Raw genomic sequence first — 18,008 nt, 5'->3', positions numbered from 1 at the left:
GCGCGAGCATTCCGGCGCCCTTCGCCATCCCGCCGACGGTCCAGCCGTCCTTGCCGACGACCGCGGTCTTGGGCACCGAGTCGGTGGTCATGATGGCGCGGGACGCGTCCTCGCCGCCCGACGCGGACAGCCGGCCCACCGCGGTCTCGAGGCCGGCCAGGATACGTCCGAGGGGCAGCAGCACTCCGATGAGTCCGGTGGAGCAGATCGCCACGTCCTCGGTGTCGACGTCCAGCAGCCCGGCCGTCTTCTCGGCGGTGGCGTAGGTGTCCTCGATCCCCTTGGGGCCGGTGCAGGCGTTGGCGCCACCGGAGTTGATCACGACCGCGCGGACCTTCCCGTCCGCGAGAACCTGCCGTGACCAGTGGACGGGCGCCGCCTGGACGCGGTTGGACGTGAAGACGCCCGCCGCGGCATGGCTCGGCCCGTGGTTGACGACGACGGCCAGGTCACGGCTGCCGTTCTCCTTGATGCCCGCGGCGATGCCGGCCGCGGTGAAACCTCGCGCTGCGGTGACGCTCACGGTGCCACTCCGATCGTGGAAAGCCCCATGGGCTCGGGCAGGCCGAGGGCGGCGTTCATGCTCTGCACGGCGCCTCCGGCGGTGCCCTTGGTCAGATTGTCGATGGCGCTGATCGCGACGATCCGGCCGGTCGAGGTGTCGAGCGCCACCTGTACCTGGGCGCTGTTGGACCCGCACACGGCCGCGGTGTTCGGCCACTGGCCCTCGGGGAGCAGCCGGACGAACACCTCGTCGGCAAAGGCCTTCTCGTACGCGGCGCGTACCCCGTCGGCCGTGGCGCCCGGGCGTGCCAGGGCCGAGCAGGTGGCGAGGATGCCGCGCGGCATCGGGGCCAGCGTCGGGGTGAAGGACACGGCGACGCGGTGGCCCGCGACGGCGCTGAGGTTCTGCACCATCTCGGGTGTGTGGCGGTGTTCGCCGCCCACTGCGTAGGGCCGCATGGAACCCATGACTTCGGCGCCGAGCAGATCCGCCCGTTGGGTTCGGCCCGCGCCGGAGGTGCCGGACGCCGCGACGATCACCGCCTCGGGTTCGGCGAGGCCCGCGGCGTAGGCGGGAAAGAGGGCGAGCGTCACGGCGGTCGGGTAGCAACCCGGCACCGCGATCCGTCGGGTGCCCGCCAACTGGGATCGGGCATGGGGGAGTTCGGGCAGCCCGTACGGCCAGGTGCCGGCGTGCGCCGAGCCGTAGAACGTCTCCCAGTCGGCCGCGTCCGCGAGGCGGAAGTCGGCGCCGCAGTCCACGATGAGCGTCTCCTCGCCCAACTGGGCGGCCAGCTCGGCCGATTGCCCGTGGGGCAGGGCGAGGAAGACGACATCGTGGCCCGCGAGGGCCGAAGCGGTGGTGGGTTCCACCACCCGGTCGGCCAGTTCGGCCAGGTGCGGCTGCAGGCCGCCCAGCGCCTGTCCCGCGCTGGAGTGCCCGGTCAGGGCGCCGATCTCCACCTCGGGGTGGCCGAGGAGCAGGCGCAGGAGTTCACCTCCCGCGTAACCGGTGGCCCCGGCTACGGCTACCCGCATAGTCATAGAGCTCTCCTGATCAGCAGATGACGTGTGGGTGCGCGTGGTCGACGCGCCCTGTGCCCGTCCTACCCGCAGCCGCTCGCGTCTCGCCTCAGTGGGTGGTGGAGGCGGGGCAGAACTCGGCGCTCATGGTGGCCAGGAGCTGGGAAAACTCCCAGTCGCCGTTGTAGTTGAAGGTGAGCGCGCGGCGGCCGTCCTCGGTGAAGGCGCTGACGGTCAGCGATCCCACCACGCCCCCGTCGTGGTACCAGACGTCCGTGCCGCAGCTCATCGTGAGCCGCTCTACGCCCAAGCCGTAGGACGAGCTCGGGAAGTCGGGGTTGACGACCGCCGCCTTCAGTTCCGCCAGCTGCCGCGCCGGCAGGAGCTTTCCGCCCATCAAGGCCCCGTAGAACCGGTTCAGGTCGGCGGCGCTGGAGATCATGTCGCCGTCGCCCCAGTTCTGCGAACCGTTGAGCGCGGTGACGTCGTCGATCCGGTCCGGCTGGGTGCCGTAGAAGAGTTTCGAGTAGTGGCGGCTGCTGGGCTTGGGCAGCGCGGTGCCGGTGCCCGGGTGGGACGTCGCCGTCAGTCCGAGGGGCGCGATGACGCGGCGGCGCACCTCCTCCTCGTACGTGCTGCCGACGGCCTCGACGACCAGGGCGGCCAGCAGGTCGTTGGTGTGCGAGAACGAGTGCCGCGATCCGGCCGGGAAGCTCGGCGGGTGGGCGAAGGCCACCCGCAGGCGCTGTTGCGGCGTCAGGGTGTCGTAGCGGTGCCGCAGGAAGCCGTCGCCCAAGGTGTACGTCTCGTAGTACGTCGGGTCGGCGAGGTAGTCGTACAGGCCGGTGGTGTGGTTGAGCAGCTGCCGTACGGTGATCTTGCTGCCGTCGTTGCCGTTGCCCGTGACCACCCCGGGCAGATGGTGCTGCACCGTGTCGTCAAGGCTGAGTCTGCCCTCCGCTTCCATCTGCAGCAGGACCGTCGCCACGAAGGTGTTGGTGAGCCCGCCGATGCGGAACCGGTCGTTCAGGTTGCGTGACTGGCCTGTCTGGCGGTTTCCCACACCGACTGCGGCCCGCCACGTCCCGTTCCCGTCCCGAATCTCCGCGACGGCCCCCGGGACGCCGGCCTGCACGGCGGCCTGCAGCGCGTTGAGGGTGGCCTGGTGTCCGGGGGCCGCGTCGGAGGTGCTGGCCCCGGAAGCGCCGGCCGCGGGAGTGTCCTGCGCGGCGTGCGCCGTCCCGGTCAGCGTCGCGGCCGTGAGCAGCAGCGCCGCCACAGCGCCCGCACCGGTTCTTGATCTGCGTATCGGAATCGTCATTGCCCCGCTCCTCAGCGTCAGCCGTACGTGGCTTGATCCGCACTTGTACGGTTCGTGGGCGGCAGCGTAGGCAGACGTTCTTCCGCGCGAACAGCGCGATCCGGCCATCGGGCGTTGCCGGCGGTGTACTCAACTCGCCGCTATTGCACGGCAGTTGACCGGTCCTTCAGGATCCGCAGCGCAGTTTCCGCGTCCCGCTCGATGCTGCGCAGCAGCGGTGCGGGGTCGTCCAGAAAGTAGAAGTGGCCGCCGTCGAAGGTCAGCTGCCCCAGGAAGTGCTCGGCGTGCGATTCCCAGCCGGCCATCAGCGGGGAGACCGCGAAGTCGTCGCGGCCCGCGTAGGCGGACAGCGCGGTGGGCAGCGGCCCGGCGCCGGGCGCCGGGCGCCAACTCTCCACCACGCGCAGATCGGCCCGGATCACCGGGGAGTACAGCGCCCACAGGGACGGATCGTCGAGGATCCCGTCCGGCGTACCGCCGAGCTGTTGCAGCCGGGTGCGCAGCTCGGCGTCCGGCAGCGCGTGCCATCCCGGCGACCGGACCTGCGCGGGCGATGCCATGGGCGCCGGGCGGGCCGAGACACCCAGCCACACCGGGACGGGCAGGCCCCTGTCCGTGGCCCGGCGGGCGATCTCGTACGCCATCAGGGCGCCCATGCTGTGCCCGAACAGGGCGTAGGGGACCGGTAGTTCGGGCTCGATCTCGCCCAGCAGGAAGTCCGCGAGCCGGCCCGCGTCGTCGAGCGGCTGCGCGCCGATATGCCGGCCACGGCCCGGGGCGTCGAGCAGCGTCACGTCCCAGTGGCCGGGCAGCGCCGCGGGCCAGTGGCGGTAGGTCACATGGGAGCCGCCCGCGTGGTGCAGGACGAACAGACGCAGGGGTTGTGGTGACGGCACCATCGTTCGTCTCCCTCGGTGGGGCGGGCTCAGCCGCGACCCTCGCCACGGCGGCGCGGCAACGGCCCTTCGGGCAAGGGCGACCGATCGGTGAACGCGGCATCGTGGCACACCGCGAGCGGTGCGGTACAGAGGATCCGAGCCGTGGCGAGCGCCACGGGCGCCTGAAGAGGACCGCGCTTGGCGCGCCGCCGGACCGCTTCCTACGGTGACGGGGCATCGCCGGGCCGCCCACGGCGCCGGATGTCCTGTCGACCGGACGGGCGTCCGGTGGACCGTCCCGGGGCGACGAAGCCCCCGGCACGGCGATGGTGCATCGCGAGTGACCCATGAGTGCCCCATGACGGACAAGGACGGTGCCCCAGTTGAGCACGAACCCTTTTGACGACACGGACGGTCGCTTCTACGTCGTGGTCAACGACGAGGAGCAGCACTCCTTGTGGCCGGTGTTCGCCGAGGTGCCCGCCGGCTGGCGCACCGTCTTCGGTGAGGCGTCGCGCGCCGAGTGCCTCGAGTACGTGGAGCAGAACTGGACCGATCTGCGTCCCAAGAGCCTGCGCGAGGCGATGGCGGCGGGCTGACACCACGGTCTTCGGCAAGGTGATCCGAGAGGCGGGTGAATCAGGTGACGGGCGCTGCGCGGACCACGGGCGCACACCGGGCGACGTCGGCGCGAGGCGCTGAGCCGGCGGCGCAGCACCAGATCATGCCCTCCCTCGCCGGAACGCCCGCCACGGTGCAGAAGTCGGGGATGACCTTTCCGGAGAACCTGCCGGAGCGGTCCTGGGAGCAGATCGGGGCCAACCTCCGTGAGCTTGCCAACTCCTCGGCCTGGTGGCTCGCCGACTGGCTGCTCTACGGCGAGGCCACCTACGGCTGGCGGCGCTACAAGGAGGCGATCGAGCGCACCGGGCTCGACTACCAGACCCTGCGCAACTACGCGTGGGTGGCCCGGCGGTTCGAGCACCACCGCAGACGCGACGCCCTCAGCTTCGCCCACCACGCCGAGGTGACCCGGCTGGCTCCGCCGGAGCAGGACTACTGGCTCCGCAAGGCCGAACAGCACAAGTGGTCACGCAACGAACTACGCCGGGCGGTCCGAGCCGCCCTCGCCGCACAGAGCGACGAGACCCAGGCGCTCCCCGACAGCGAGGAACAGCAGGCACCGCGGCCGGCCGATCAGGAGCCGGCAGCCCAGATCACCGTCGACCTCTCGGCCCGACAACTCGAGCACTGCTCGAAGGCCGCCGCCGCACACGGACTGCCGCTGGACAAGTGGGTGGCCCGGGTGCTCGAGACCTTCGAGACACCGATGACCTAGGCCGTGTCCGCCGCGCTGCTCGGATGCGGCAACGCCGCGCCGTCCACCGGGACGCCAGGACACCCGGACACAGTGGCGCGTGCCCGCCTGCCTGGGCGAATCCGGGCAGTACGCGCAAGGCGCACCACCCCCCGACCAGCCGGCCCGCCCCTCCTCCCCGGGGCGAGCCGGCGGCCCGCCCACCGGACCGTCTTCACAACGGAGTCAGCTGATGATCCTTGAGGGAAAGCGGGTCGCCCTGCCCCCGAAGCCTGTCGTTCACCACCGGTTCGAGGCGAACGTGGCGGCGGCACCGGATGCCGTCGCCGTCGTCCGGGCCGGCAGGCAGGTGACCTACGCGGAACTGGACGCGCGCGCGAACCAGTTCGCCCACTTCCTGATCGCGCGCGGGCACGGCCGCGGCGCCTTGGTCGGCATCTGCCTCGACTACACCGTCGACCTGCTCGTCGCCATCCTCGGCACGATCAAGGCGGGCGCGGCCTACGTGCCGTTCGACCCGGCCTACCCGGCGGAGCGTCTCGAGTTGCTGCTGGGCCAGGTCCCTGACCTGGCCCTGATCGTGGCCTCCCCGGCCACGGCGGAGATGGTGGGCTCGGCGAAGGCCGACCTCGTCGACCTGGACCGGATCGCGCAGGAGCTGGACGGCCTGCCGGCGACTTCCCCCGCCGTCGAGGTCACCGGTGACGACCTGTGCTACGCCGTGTTCACCTCCGGCTCCACCGGCACACCGAAGCTCACCGCCGTACGGCACGAGGGCTGGTTCAACCTCATGAACTGGCTGCAGCTCGAGTACGGCCTCGACAACGCCTCGCACAACCTGGTCGTCAGCGCCTTCGGCTTCGACCTGTCCCAACGGGCCCTGATGACACCGCTGTTCTGCGGCGCCACCCAGCACCTCCTCGCCAGCCGCAACTTCGACGCGATGATGGCCTATCGCGTCCTGAAGGATCACGACGTCCGGGTGGTGCACTGCGCCTCCAGCATCCTGTACGTCCTGGTGGACTGGGAGCGGGCCCGCAGCGGCGACGCGCTCTCCCGGCTCGACTACATCCTGTTCGGCGGCGAAGCGCTGAAGGCCGAACGGCTCGCCGGCTGGGCACGGCGCGAGGGCAACACCTGCACGCTGCTGCACCAGTACGGCGTCGCCGAGTGCACCGACGTCGCCACCTCCTACGACCTGGCCGACTACTGGCGCGCGGATCATGAGATCCCGCCGGTCGGCCTGCCCGCGTACAACACGGACATCCACCTCCTCGACGAGGAACTGCGCCCGGTCGGGGCGGGGGAGCACGGAGAGATCTGCATCGCCGGGGCCGGCGTCGGCGCGGGCTACCTGGGCGCCGCGGGCCCCGAGAACGCGAAGTTCAAGACGGTCGAGGTCGACGGTGCAGCTGTGCGGCTCTACCGCACGGGCGACCGCGGCTTCGTGACCGAGTCCGGTGAACTGATCGTCGCCGGACGGATGGACGCGCAGGTCAAGGTGCGCGGTATGCGCATCGACCCCACCGACATCGAGCGCGCGCTCGGCCGGCTCGCCGGCATCCGCGAGGCCGCCGTCGCCGTCGTGCACACCCCCGCGGGCGACGCCGAGCTCACCGCGTTCATCGTGCCCACGCGTGAGGAGCTCACCGAGGACGAGGTACGCACCCGACTGCTGCGCACCCTGCCGCGGAACATGGTCCCCGCCCGGTTCGTGAACGTGCTCCGGCTCCCCTTGAGCCCGCACGGGAAAGTCGACCGCCCGGCGCTGGTCGCGGCCCTCGAGAAGTCCTACGCCCACAGCAGCACGGCCGCATAGCGACCGGATCCGACGACGACCCCGAAAGGAAACCGATGACAGCCGACCGTGTGCGCGCCATCTGGTGCCGGGAACTGGGGCGCGACGACATCGCGCCCGACGACGACTTCTTCGCCCTGGGCGGCCAGTCCCTGATCATGGTGAAGATCCAGGGTGCCTTCATGGAGGAGCTGGACGTCGAGGTCCCGATGGACCAGATGTTCCTCCACCCGACGGTGGCGTCGATCTCCGCCTACATCGAATCCCTCTGCCCCACGGCCTGAAGGCCTTCGCCGCAGCCGCGCTGCGTCAAGAAACTACCTGGTTAGAGAGGCGCGCCATGTACGACGTCATTGTCATCGGTGCCCGTTGTGCGGGTTCGCCGACCGCCATGCTGTTTGCGCGGCAGGGCTATCGGGTCCTGCTCCTGGAGAAGGCGAAGTTCCCGCAGGACACCCTGTCCTCGCACTACATCCACATGCAGGGGATGTCCCTGCTCAGCCGCTGGGGCCTGCTCGACAAGCTCGAGCGCGCCGGCTGTCGCAAGATCACCAAGCAGAGTTACGAAGGTCCGGGCGTCCGCGTCGAAGGCTTCTCGCTGCCGCTCGAAGGCCTGAACTACACCTATGCGCCCCGCCGTTACGTACTCGACCCGCTGCTCGCCGAAGGAGCGGTCGAAGCCGGCGTGGACTTCCAGGAGAGCTCTGCCGTCAAGGACCTGCTGTGGGAGGACGACCGCGTCGTCGGCGTGAAGTACACGACGCCCGCGGGCACCGAGACCACCGCACGCGCGCGGCTCGTCGTCGGCGCCGACGGCATGCGCTCGCTGGTGGCCCGCAAGACGGGTGCGCAGAACGTCATCGAGCACCCCAGGGTGACCTGCACGTATTACAGCTACTGGGCGAACGTGCCCACGCACTTCGAGCTGTACGAGCGCCCCGGCCGCTGGATCGGCGTCATCCCCACCAACGACGACCTCACGCTGCTCATGACGTACTTCCCACAGGACGAGTACAACGACGTCCGCAAGGGCGTCGAGCCCTTCTACCTGGAGACCTTCCGCTCCACGGCGCCCGAGCTCTTCGAGCGGATGCAGTCGGGCGAGCGCGTCGAGCAGCTGTACGGCACCGGCCACCAGGAGAACTACTTCCGCAAGGCGTACGGGCCCGGCTGGGTGCTCGTGGGCGACGCGGTCAACCACAAGGACTCGATCACGGCCCGCGGCATCACCGAGGCCTTCGTCCAGGCCCAGACGCTGACCGACAACATCGGCGACAAGCTGCACGACGACGCCGCGCTCGCCTCCGCCCTGCGGGCCTACGAGAACAACCTGAGCGGCGAGGCTCTCAGCCACTACCAGGGCGCGCTCAACGTGGCCGAGCTCAAGCCCCAGGGGCGCGTCGACATGCTGCAGAAGCTGGTCGGCCACCAGGAGCACATCGACCGGTACTTCTCCACGCTGTCGGGCGCCTGCTCCATCGACGACTTCTACAACGACGAGCTCCTCGACCTGCTCGACATGAACTGAAGCACGCCTCAGCCCCCAGGTTTTCGCCGATTTGGAGAAACAATGATCCCGTTGTCGTTCGCCCAGCGTCGGCTGTGGTTCGTGGACCGGTTCGAGGGCCCTTCGCCGACCTACAACGGCGCGTTCGCCCTGCGGCTGACCGGTGAACTCAACGTGGGGGCGCTGCAGGCGGCGCTGCGTGACGTCGTCGACCGGCACGAGGTGCTGCGCACGGTGATCATCGAGGGCGACGACGGTACGCCCTTCCAGCGGGTGCTCGGGCCGGGGGAGCAGTCCTTCGAGCTGCCCGTCGCCGACGTCGTGGACGGGGAAGTGGCGGCGGCCGTGGAAGCGACCGCCACCGCGACCTTCGACCTGGCCGCGGACGCGCCCATCCGGGCCCGGCTGCTCCGTTCCTCGCCCACCGACCACACCCTGGTCGTCGTCGCCCACCACATCGCGGTGGACGGCGAGTCGTTCGGGCCGCTGTTCCGGGACCTGACCGACGCGTACGCGGCCCGCGGCGAGGGCCGGGCACCGGAGTGGGAGCAACTGCCGGTGCAGTACGCGGACTACACGCTGTGGCAGCGCGACGTCCTGGGCGACGAGTCCGACCCCGAGAGCGTCTCGGCACGCCAACTCGCGTACTGGCGCGATGCTTTGGCGGGTCTTCCGCAGCCGCTGGCCCTGCCGGCCGACCGCCCGCGCCCGCGGGTGATGAGCGCCGAGGGCGACCGGATCCCCTTCGCCATCACGCCCGAGCTGCTGAAGGGCGTGGAACAGCTCGCCGCCGAGCTGGAGACCACCGTCTCGATGGTCATGCACTCCGCGCTCGCGGTGCTTCTTCACCAGCTCGGCTGCGGCGAGGACGTCTCCATCGGCGCCCCGATCACCGACCGCACCGACGAGGACCTGCGCGACCTCGTCGGCTTCTTCGTCAACACCTGGGTGCTGCGCGTCGACCTGAGCGGGCGCCCCGCCTTCCGGGAGCTGCTCGCGCAGGTACGGGAGAAGTCCCTGGCCGCGTACGACAACCAGGACATGCCCTTCGAGCGGCTCGTGGAACTGCTCAATCCGGACCGCTCCACCGCGTACAACCCGTTCTTCCAGGTCATGCTCTCCTGGCAGCCGCCCGTGCCTCCGCTGTCGCTGCCCGGCCTCGGGGTCGAGGTGCGGCGCCTGGAGACGCAGACCGCGAAGTTCGACCTGTTCTTCGACCTGGTCCCGCTCAGCGAGGGCGGGGCCCGCTGCCGTCTGGAGTACGCGAGCAGCCTGTTCGACCGGTCGACGGCCACCGCGCTCGCCGACCGGTTCGTCCGCGTCCTCACCCAGGTCGTGGCCGACCCGCAGGTGGCGATCACCGCCGTCGACGTCCTCGACGACACCGAGCGCGACGCACTGGTGCACCGCTTCGACAGCGCCGCGTCCGCGGACGACGGGCTGACGATCCCGGAGGCCTTCGAACGCCAGGTCGCCGCCTCGCCGGACGCTCCCGCGCTCGAATGCGACGGCCGGGTGCTGACCTACCGCGAACTCGACGACCGGGCCAACGCCGTCGCCTGGGAGCTGATCCGGCGCGGCGCCGGCCCCGAGGACCTCGTGGTGCTCGCCCTGCCGCGCACCGAGGACTTGGTGGCCGCACTGCTCGGCATCCTCAAGTCCGGTGCCGGATACGTACCGTTGGACCCCCAGTACCTCGGCGGACGCGCCCACAGCGTGCTGTCGGAGGCGGCGCCGCGGTTCGCCGTCACGGACACCGCGACCTGGCAGCAGACGCCCGACAACGACGTCGACTGCGTCCTGCTCGACCGGCGCGCCGACTGGCAGACACCCGCCGGAGCCCCGGACGACACCACCCGCACCGCGCCGCTCGCCCCGGACAACCTCGCGTACGTGATGTACACCTCCGGCTCCACCGGCAAGCCCAAGGGCGCCTCGATCACCCACCGCAACGTCGTGGGCGGCGTACAGGAGCTGACCCGCGTCCTCGACGTGCCGCCCGGCTGGCGCATGCTCGCCGCCACCTCGGTCAACTTCGATGTCTCCGTCTTCGAGCTGCTCACCACCCTCACCACCGGCGGCACCGCCGAGCTCGTGCCCAACGCGCTGGCCCTGGCCGAACGCGACGGCTGGGACGGCCAGATCGTCAGCGGCGTCCCCTCCGTGCTCGGTGAACTGGTCGGACACCTGGACAAGGCGCCCCACCTGCGCACCGTCGTCCTCGCCGGCGACGTGCTCCCGGGCCGTCTGGTGCGCCGCCTGCGCGAAGCCCTGCCACAGGCGCGGATCGTCAACTCGTACGGGCAGAGCGAGAGTTTCTACGCCACCACCTTCACCCTCGGCGCCGGCGACGCCTTCGACGACGGCGATGTCGCCCCCATCGGCACCCCGCTCGGGAACATGCGCGCCTACGTCCTGGGCCCAGGGCTCGTGCCGGTGCCGCGCGGAGTCGTCGGTGAGCTGTACGTGGCGGGCGGCTGCCTGGGCCGCGGCTATCACGGCCGCCCGGCCCTGACCGCCGAACGCTATGTGCCCAGCCCCTTCGGACCGGCCGGTGAGCGGATGTACCGCACCGGCGACCTGGCCCGCTGGACCCCCGGCGGTGAGCTGGAGTGCGTCGGCCGCGGCGACGGCCAGGTCAAGGTGCGCGGCTTCCGTATCGAGACCGCCGAGGTCGAGGCGGCCATCACTGCCCACCCCGGCATCAGCGAGGCGGTCGTGATCAGCCGCGAGGCCCCCTGGGGCGGCAAGCGGCCCCTCGCCTCCGTGGTGCACACGGGCGAGGGAGCCGTCGGCGACGACGGCGCCGGCGGCATCGGCGACGTGGACGTGCTCGCCGGCGCGTCCTCCGCCGAACTGCGCAAGTACGTCGCCGCCCGCCTGCCCGACTACATGGTGCCGTCCGCCTTCGTGGCCCTCGGCAAGCTGCCGCTCGGCCCCACCGGCAAGCTGGACCGCTCGGCCCTGCCCGAACCGGAATTCCACGGCGAGGCCTACCGGGAGCCGCGCACCGAAGCCGAACTGATCATCACCGCGGCGTACGCGGACGTCCTCGGCGTGGACCGGGTCGGCGTCGACGACGACTTCTTCGCGGTGGGCGGCGACAGCCTGCGCTCCATCCAGGTGGTGGCCCGCACCCGCGCCCGGGGCCTTGAGGTCTCCACCCGGGAGATCTTCGAATGCCGTACGGCCGCCCGCCTCGCCGAGGTGGCCTCCGACCGCAAGGACCGCGCCCCGGTCCTCGCGGAGGACGAGAGCGGCGGCGTCGGGGCGATGCCACTGCAGCCGGTGGCCCAGCATGTGTTCGGGCAGGGCGGCGGCACGAACCGGTTCGCCATGTCGATGGTCCTCGAACTGCCCGCCGCCCTCGACGCGGACGGCCTCGCCGCCACCCTGGACGCCGTCCTGGACCGGCACGACCTGCTGCGCTCCCGCCTCGTCCCCGGCGACGAGCCCTCCCTGCTCATCGCCGAACCGGGCAGCGTACGGGCCGCCGGCCTCATCACCCGGGTCGACTGCGACGGCCGCTGGGACGAGCCGTCCGCACTGGCTCTGGCGAAGGCCGAGCTGTACGACGCGACCGGCCGCCTCGACCCCGAGGCCGGCACCATGGCGGACTTCGTCTGGTTCGCCCCGCCGTCGGGCGCGGGCCGGCTGCTCGTGGTCCTTCACCACCTGGTGGTCGACGGCGTCTCCTGGCGGATCCTCATGTCCGACTTCGCCGAGGCCTGGCAGCGGGTCCGCGAGGGCGCAAGGCCCGAGCTCGCCGCCGTCGGCACCTCGGCCCGCCGCTGGGCCGCCGCCCTCGAGGACGAGGCCCATAACCCCACGCGCGAGGCCGAACTCGCCTACTGGCGGGACCTGTTGGAATCACCCGGAGCCGACGCCCCGCTCGGCGCCCGCCTCTTCGACCCCGCCCTCGACACCTGGTCCACCGTCGAGACCGTCCGGGTGCAGCTGCCCGCCGACGTGACCGAAGCGGTCCTGACCAAGCTGCCCGCCGCCTACAAGAGCACCGGCACCGACGTGCTGCTCGCCGCCCTGGCCCTCGCGCTCGACTGGTGGCGCGGGTCCGAGAGTGCCGCGCTCGTCCGTCTCGAGGGACACGGCCGTGAGGAGGACGCTGTTCCCGGCGCCGATCTCTCCCGCACCGTGGGCTGGTTCACCACCATGTACCCGGCGCGCGTCGATGTGCGGGGCCTGTCGACGGCCGACGTGCTGGCCGGCGGCGCCGCGGCCGGCGAGGCGATCAAGCGGGTCAAGGAGCAGCTGCGCGAAGCCCCGGACAAGGGTTTCGGCTACGGGCTGCTGCGCCACCTCAACGCCGACACCGCCGAACAGCTCGCTGAGCTGCCGGTGCCGCAGATCGGCTTCAACTACCTCGGCCGGATCTCCGAGGCCGACGTGCCCGAGCATCTGCGCACCGACGGCTGGGGCCCCTCGTCCTGGTCCGCCGAGCTGATCGCCGAACCCGACCCGGACCTGCCCGCGCTGTCCGCCCTCGAGGTCAACTCGGTCGCCACCGACAGCCCCGAAGGCACCCGGCTGCAGGCCGCGTTCATGTGCGCGAGCGGAGTGCTGTCCCGCGAGCGGACCGCCGAACTCGCCGACCTGTGGGTCGTGGTGCTGCGCGGCATGGCCGCGCACGCCGCGAGCGGCCGGGCCGGCGGGCTCACCCCCTCGGACGCCCCCCTCGTCAGGGTGCGTCAGAGCGACATCGAGACCTGGGAGGAGCGCTACGGCCGCCTGGTCGAGGTGTGGCCGCAGGCACCGGGCCAGCTGGGCATCCAGTTCCAGGCCGCGCTCGCCGACGGCGCCTTCGACGTCTACCACATGCAGTTCGTGCTCCATCTGTCCGGCCCTGTCGTCCCGGAGCGCATGCGCGCGGCCGGCCAGGCCCTCCTTGAGCGGTACCCGAACCTGCGCTCCGCGTTCGTCACCACCGCCGACGGCGAGCCGGTCCAGGTCGTCGCCGAACACGTCGACCTGCCCTGGCGCCACCTCGACCTGACCGGACAGACCGCGGCCGACCAAGATGCCGCGCTCGACGCGGCCCTCGCCGCCGACCGCGCCGACCAACTCGACCCCGTCCGGCCCCCGTTGCTCCGCCTCGCCCTGCTCACCTGCGGGCCGGACACGTCCAAACTGATCCTCACCGCGCACCACACGCTCTTCGACGGCTGGTCCTCGCCGCTGGTCATCAAGGACCTCATCAGCCTGTACGCGGAAGCCGGCGAGCTCGCCCCCGTCCGCTCCTACGGCGACTACCTGGCCTGGCTGACCCGCCAGGACCGCGCGGCCTCGGCCGCCCGCTGGAAGGCCGAACTGGAAGGGTTCGACGAGCCCACCCTCGTCGCCGCGGGCCTGCCGTCGAAGGGTGAAGCCGCCTCGCTCGGCCGCGTCGAGGTCCCCTTGTCGATCGACAAGGGTCGCGAACTCGCCCGGCGCGCGGCCGAACTCGGTGTCACCCTCAACACTCTGCTGCAGGGCGCCTGGGCCATCGTGATCTCCAAGCTCACCGGGCAGCAGGACGTGGTGTTCGGCGCGGCCGTCAACGGCCGCCCGGCGGAGGTGACCGGCAGCGACGAGATGGTCGGCCTGTTCATCAACTCGCTGCCCACGCGGGCGCGTTGCCTGCCCGCAAGTACACTGGCCGAGGTCGTCACCGATCTGCAGAACCGGCAGATCAGCCTGATCGACCACCACTACTACGGCCTGGCCGACATCCAGCGCGGCACCGGACTGCCCGCCCTGTTCGACACCATCGTCGTCTTCGAGAACTACCCCGTCGACCGCGAGGGCATCGTCGACGCCAACGACTCGGCCGGCATCTCCATCGACGCCATCCGCCCCTTCGCGGGCTCGCACTACCCCCTCACCCTCAACTCCTCCGACCCCTACCTGCGGCTCTCCCTCGACTACCAGAAGAACATCTACGAGCACGAGGCGGCCGAGACCGTGGCCGGCCGGCTCGTCCGGGTCCTGGAGCAGATCCTCGAAGACCCGTCGGCCCCGGTCGGCTCGGTCGAGGTGCTGGGGGAGAAGGAGCGGGATTGGCTGGTGCGGGGGGTGAACGACACCGCGCGGCCGGTGGAGGTCGGCACGTTGCCGTCGGCGTTCGAGGCGCAGGTGGCGCGGACGCCGGATGCCCTCGCACTCATCGGTGAGCGGGAGCGGTTGTCGTACGGGGAGTTCAACCGGCGGGCGAACCGGCTGGCGCATTGGCTGATCGAGCAGGGTGCGGGGCCCGAGTCGCTGGTGGCGGTGAAGATTCCGCGGTCGGTGGATCTGCTGGTGGCGATCTATGCGGTGGTCAAGGCGGGGGCCGCGTATGTGCCGATCGACCCGGAGCTGCCGGAGGACCGGGTCCGGCACGTGCTCGCCAGCGCCAAGCCACTGCTCGTACTCGACGCCGACCTGCCGGATGTCTCCGGCTTCCAGGAGTCGAACCCCATACGTGAGTTGACGCCGGACAACGCCGCCTATGCCATCTTCACGTCGGGTTCGACGGGTGGTCCGAAGGGTGTGCCGGTGGCGCACCGGGCCATCATGAACCGCCTCGCGTGGGGTCTTTCGCACTTCTCCGTCGGCGTCGAGGACCGGGTGCTGTTGAGCACGACGGCGAGCTTCGACGTATCGGTGCCGGAAATCTTCGCGCCCTTGCAGGTGGGCGCGGCCATGGTGATCGCGCGACCGGACGGCCGCCGCGACCCCGCGTATCTCGCGGACCTGATCCAGCGCGAGGGAGTGACGGGAGCGGACTTCGTACCGTCGCTGCTCGAAGCGTTCGTGGCAGAGCCGTCGGCGAAGGGATGCACCAGCCTGCGCTGGATCGAGGTCGCGGGCGAAGCCTTCCCGCCGCAACTCGCCAACCGTGTCAGTGCGTTGCTCCCCTCCTGCTCCGTCAACAATCTCTACGGGCCGACCGAGGCGGCGGTGGAGGTAACCGCCTGGGAGCACGTGCCGGGTGAGGACCGGGTGCCGATCGGTGCCCCGGTGTGGAACACCCAGGTGTACGTACTGGATGCGGCGCTGCGTCCGGTGGCTCCTGGGGTGGCGGGGGAGTTGTACCTCGCGGGCGTGCAGCTGGCCCGTGGCTATCTCGGGCAGACCGGTCTCACCGCGGGCCGCTTCGTGGCCAACCCGTACGGCGAACCGGGCGCGCGCATGTACCGCACGGGCGACCTGGTGAAGTGGACCAAGGACGGCCAGGTCGAGTACCTCGGCCGGACCGACTTCCAGGTCAAGGTCCGCGGCTTCCGTATCGAACTCGGCGAGATCGAACAGGTCCTGGCCAAGCACCCGCAGGTCGACAGCGCGGTCGCCGTGGTGCGGGAGGACCGCGCCGACGACCAGCGGATCGTCGCCTACGTGGTGCCCGGGCCGGCCCTGCCCGACCCCGCCGACGTGGACGTCGCGGCCCTCACCGCACTGGCCCGCGAGCACCTGCCGGAATACATGGTGCCCTCGGCCGTCGTGCCGCTCGCCGCGTTCCCGCAGACCCCCAGCGGAAAGCTCGACCGGGGCGCGCTGCCCGCACCGGACCGTCCCGAGGCGGACACCGGGCGCGGCCCGCGCAACCACAACGAGGAAGTCCTGTGCCGTCTCTTCGCCGAGCTGCTCGGCCTGGACCGCATCGGCATCGACGCCGACTTCTTCGACAACGGCGGCCACTCGCTGCTCGCCACGCGGCTCGTCGGCCGCATCCGCAGCGAGCTGAAAGTCGACGTGAAGGTCACGACCGTGTTCCGCAGCCCGACCGTCGCCGACCTGGCGGCCCGGGTCGAGAAGTCGGGCAAGTCGAACCGCCTCCAGCTGCGGCAGATGAACGGATGAGGAGTAGCTCGATGATCCCGTTGTCCTTCGCTCAGCGCCGGTTGTGGTTCCTGGACCGATTGGAGGGGCCGTCGGCGACGTACAACATTCCCTTCGCACTGCGTCTCGAAGGTCCGCTGGACACCGGGGCGCTGGCCGCGGCGGTGGCGGATGTCGTCACCCGGCACGAGAGCCTGCGCACGCTGCTCGTCGAGAGCGAGGACGGCACACCGCACCAGGTGGTCGTGCCCGCCGCCGAGGCCTCTGTCCCGATGCGGGTGGTCGATGTGAGCGCGGACGCGGTGGACGCGGCGCTGCGCGTCTTCGTGGCCACAGGGTTCGAACTCGACAAGGACCTTCCCCTGCGGGCCACGCTGTTTCGCACGGCTCCCCGGGAGCATGTGGTGGCGTTCGTGTTCCATCACACGGCTGCCGACGGTGCGTCGATGGCGCCGTTCCTCACCGATCTGATCACCGCGTACGACGCCAGGCGGCAGGGTGATGCCCCTGATTTCGTGCCGTTGGCGGTGCAGTACAAGGACTACTCGGTGTGGCAGCGCGACATGCTCGGTGACGAGGGTGACCCGGACAGTGTGGCGTCTGAGCAACTGGCGTACTGGCGTGGAGAGTTGGCGGGCGTACCGCAGCCGGTGCAGTTGCCGCTGGACCGGCCGCGGCCCACGTCGGCGAGCCATCGAGGCGGGTATGTCGACTTGGAGCTGGCGCCGGAGCTGGTCAGTGGAATCGGCAGGCTCGCTTCTGCTCACGGTGCGACGGCGCCGATGGTTGCCCAGGCGGTCCTTGCGGTCCTGCTTCACCATCTCGGTGCGGGCAACGATCTGACGATCGGCAGTCCGATCGAAGGGCGCGCCGACGAGCAGCTGGAGGAGCTCGTCGGGTTCTTCGCGAACACGTGGGTGCTGCGGGTCGATCTGTCGCGGAACCCGACGTTCGACGAGCTCCTGGACCAGGTGCGGGAGCGGGCGCTCGGCGCGTACGACAACCAGGACGTGCCCTTCGAGCACCTGGTCGAGCTGCTCAGCCCGGACCGCACCACCGCCTACCAGCCCCTGTTCCAGGTGATGCTGGCGTGGCAGTTCGGCTGGTCGCCCATCGAGCTGCCCGGGCTCACGGTCACGCCGTTGCCCCTGGGCACGGACACGGCGAAGTTCGATCTGTTCTTCAACATCGTGCCGGACACCTCCGGGCGGGCGTACGGGCGTCTCGAGTACGCGACGGAGCTGTTCGACCACTCCACGGCCGAAGCGCTCGTGGACCGGTTCGTCCGCGTGCTGAGCCAGGTGGCAGCCGATCCGGGCAAGCGGATCGGCGGCGTGGATGTGCTCAGCGACGAGGAGCGAAGCCGGCTCGCGCTGCTCAACAACACGGCGGTGCCGGTCCAGGCCGCGACCGTGCCCGAGTTGGTGTCCGCGCAGGCCGCCCGCACCCCCGAGGCGACAGCGGTCGTTTCGGGGCGGACCACGCTCTCGTACGGGGAGCTGGAGGCTCGCGCCGGCCGTCTCGCGGCCGTGTTGCGTGAGCAGGGTGTCGGTCCGGACACCTTGGTGGCGGTGGCGCTGCCCCGCACGGCCGACCTTCCCGTCGCGCTCCTCGCGGTGCTGAAGGCGGGCGGCGCGTATCTGCCGATCGACCCCGAATACCCGGCCGCACGGGTGGATCTGCTGCTGAGCACGGCGAACCCGGCGCTCGTCCTCACGGACCTCGCGACGGCCCAGGCCGTCGACGGCTGCCGCCCGCCCGTGCTCCACCTCGACGTACTGCAGCCGGACCTCGAACTCCGCGGCCCCGGCGTCACCGGCGCACCCCCAGGGCCCGGCCCCCGC

General features: G+C 71.1%; 11 protein-coding genes. 7 read left to right on the top strand and 4 right to left on the bottom strand.

The window, feature by feature from the left end; genetic code table 11:
- The 4 genes from JAO81_RS39115 to JAO81_RS39100 all read right to left on the bottom strand — a co-directional run.
- Positions 1–523: bifunctional ornithine acetyltransferase/N-acetylglutamate synthase (locus JAO81_RS39115; protein WP_199552766.1), on the bottom strand; the 523-nt coding region annotated here is incomplete at its 3' end.
- Complete coding sequence (argC, locus tag JAO81_RS39110) at positions 520–1,548, bottom strand: N-acetyl-gamma-glutamyl-phosphate reductase (RefSeq protein ID WP_199552765.1); 1,029 nt, start codon at positions 1,546–1,548, stop codon at positions 520–522. The genes argC and JAO81_RS39115, both read right to left, overlap by 4 nt.
- Before the next feature lie 88 nt (positions 1,549–1,636).
- Positions 1,637–2,848: a serine hydrolase gene (locus JAO81_RS39105; protein WP_199552764.1), complete on the bottom strand. Its 1,212-nt coding sequence runs from the start codon at positions 2,846–2,848 to the stop codon at positions 1,637–1,639.
- Positions 2,849–2,988: 140 nt separating this feature from the next.
- Positions 2,989–3,747: a thioesterase II family protein gene (locus JAO81_RS39100; RefSeq protein WP_199552763.1), complete on the bottom strand. Its 759-nt coding sequence runs from the start codon at positions 3,745–3,747 to the stop codon at positions 2,989–2,991.
- 362 nt (positions 3,748–4,109) lie between these two features.
- On the opposite strand from JAO81_RS39100, the gene JAO81_RS39095 reads away from it, so the two are divergent.
- The 7 genes from JAO81_RS39095 to JAO81_RS39065 form a co-directional block, all read left to right on the top strand.
- Positions 4,110–4,325: an MbtH family protein gene (locus JAO81_RS39095; protein ID WP_199552762.1), complete on the top strand. Its 216-nt coding sequence runs from the start codon at positions 4,110–4,112 to the stop codon at positions 4,323–4,325.
- Positions 4,326–4,450: 125 nt separating this feature from the next.
- The gene (locus JAO81_RS39090) at positions 4,451–5,065 is read left to right on the top strand and encodes an LmbU family transcriptional regulator (protein WP_199552761.1); all 615 of its coding nucleotides are present in this window, start codon (positions 4,451–4,453) and stop codon (positions 5,063–5,065) included.
- Between the two features lie 211 nt (positions 5,066–5,276).
- Positions 5,277–6,863, top strand: coding sequence for an amino acid adenylation domain-containing protein (locus JAO81_RS39085; protein ID WP_199552760.1), 1,587 nt, complete (start codon positions 5,277–5,279; stop codon positions 6,861–6,863).
- A gap of 35 nt (positions 6,864–6,898) precedes the next feature.
- Entirely contained in the window at positions 6,899–7,126 is a 228-nt protein-coding gene (locus tag JAO81_RS39080; protein WP_165329990.1) for an acyl carrier protein, read from the top strand.
- Between the two features lie 56 nt (positions 7,127–7,182).
- Positions 7,183–8,370: an NAD(P)/FAD-dependent oxidoreductase gene (locus JAO81_RS39075; protein ID WP_199552759.1), complete on the top strand. Its 1,188-nt coding sequence runs from the start codon at positions 7,183–7,185 to the stop codon at positions 8,368–8,370.
- Between the two features lie 42 nt (positions 8,371–8,412).
- Positions 8,413–16,185, top strand: a complete 7,773-nt coding sequence (locus JAO81_RS39070) for a non-ribosomal peptide synthetase (protein ID WP_199552758.1) — start codon at positions 8,413–8,415, stop codon at positions 16,183–16,185.
- A gap of 11 nt (positions 16,186–16,196) precedes the next feature.
- A partial coding sequence (locus JAO81_RS39065) for a condensation domain-containing protein (protein ID WP_199552757.1) occupies positions 16,197–18,008 on the top strand: 1,812 nt, incomplete at its 3' end.

The sequence above is a fragment of the Streptomyces sp. N35 genome (assembly GCF_016464295.1).
Taxonomy (GTDB): domain Bacteria; phylum Actinomycetota; class Actinomycetes; order Streptomycetales; family Streptomycetaceae; genus Streptomyces.
This window is presented reverse-complemented; position numbering and strand designations above follow the sequence as displayed.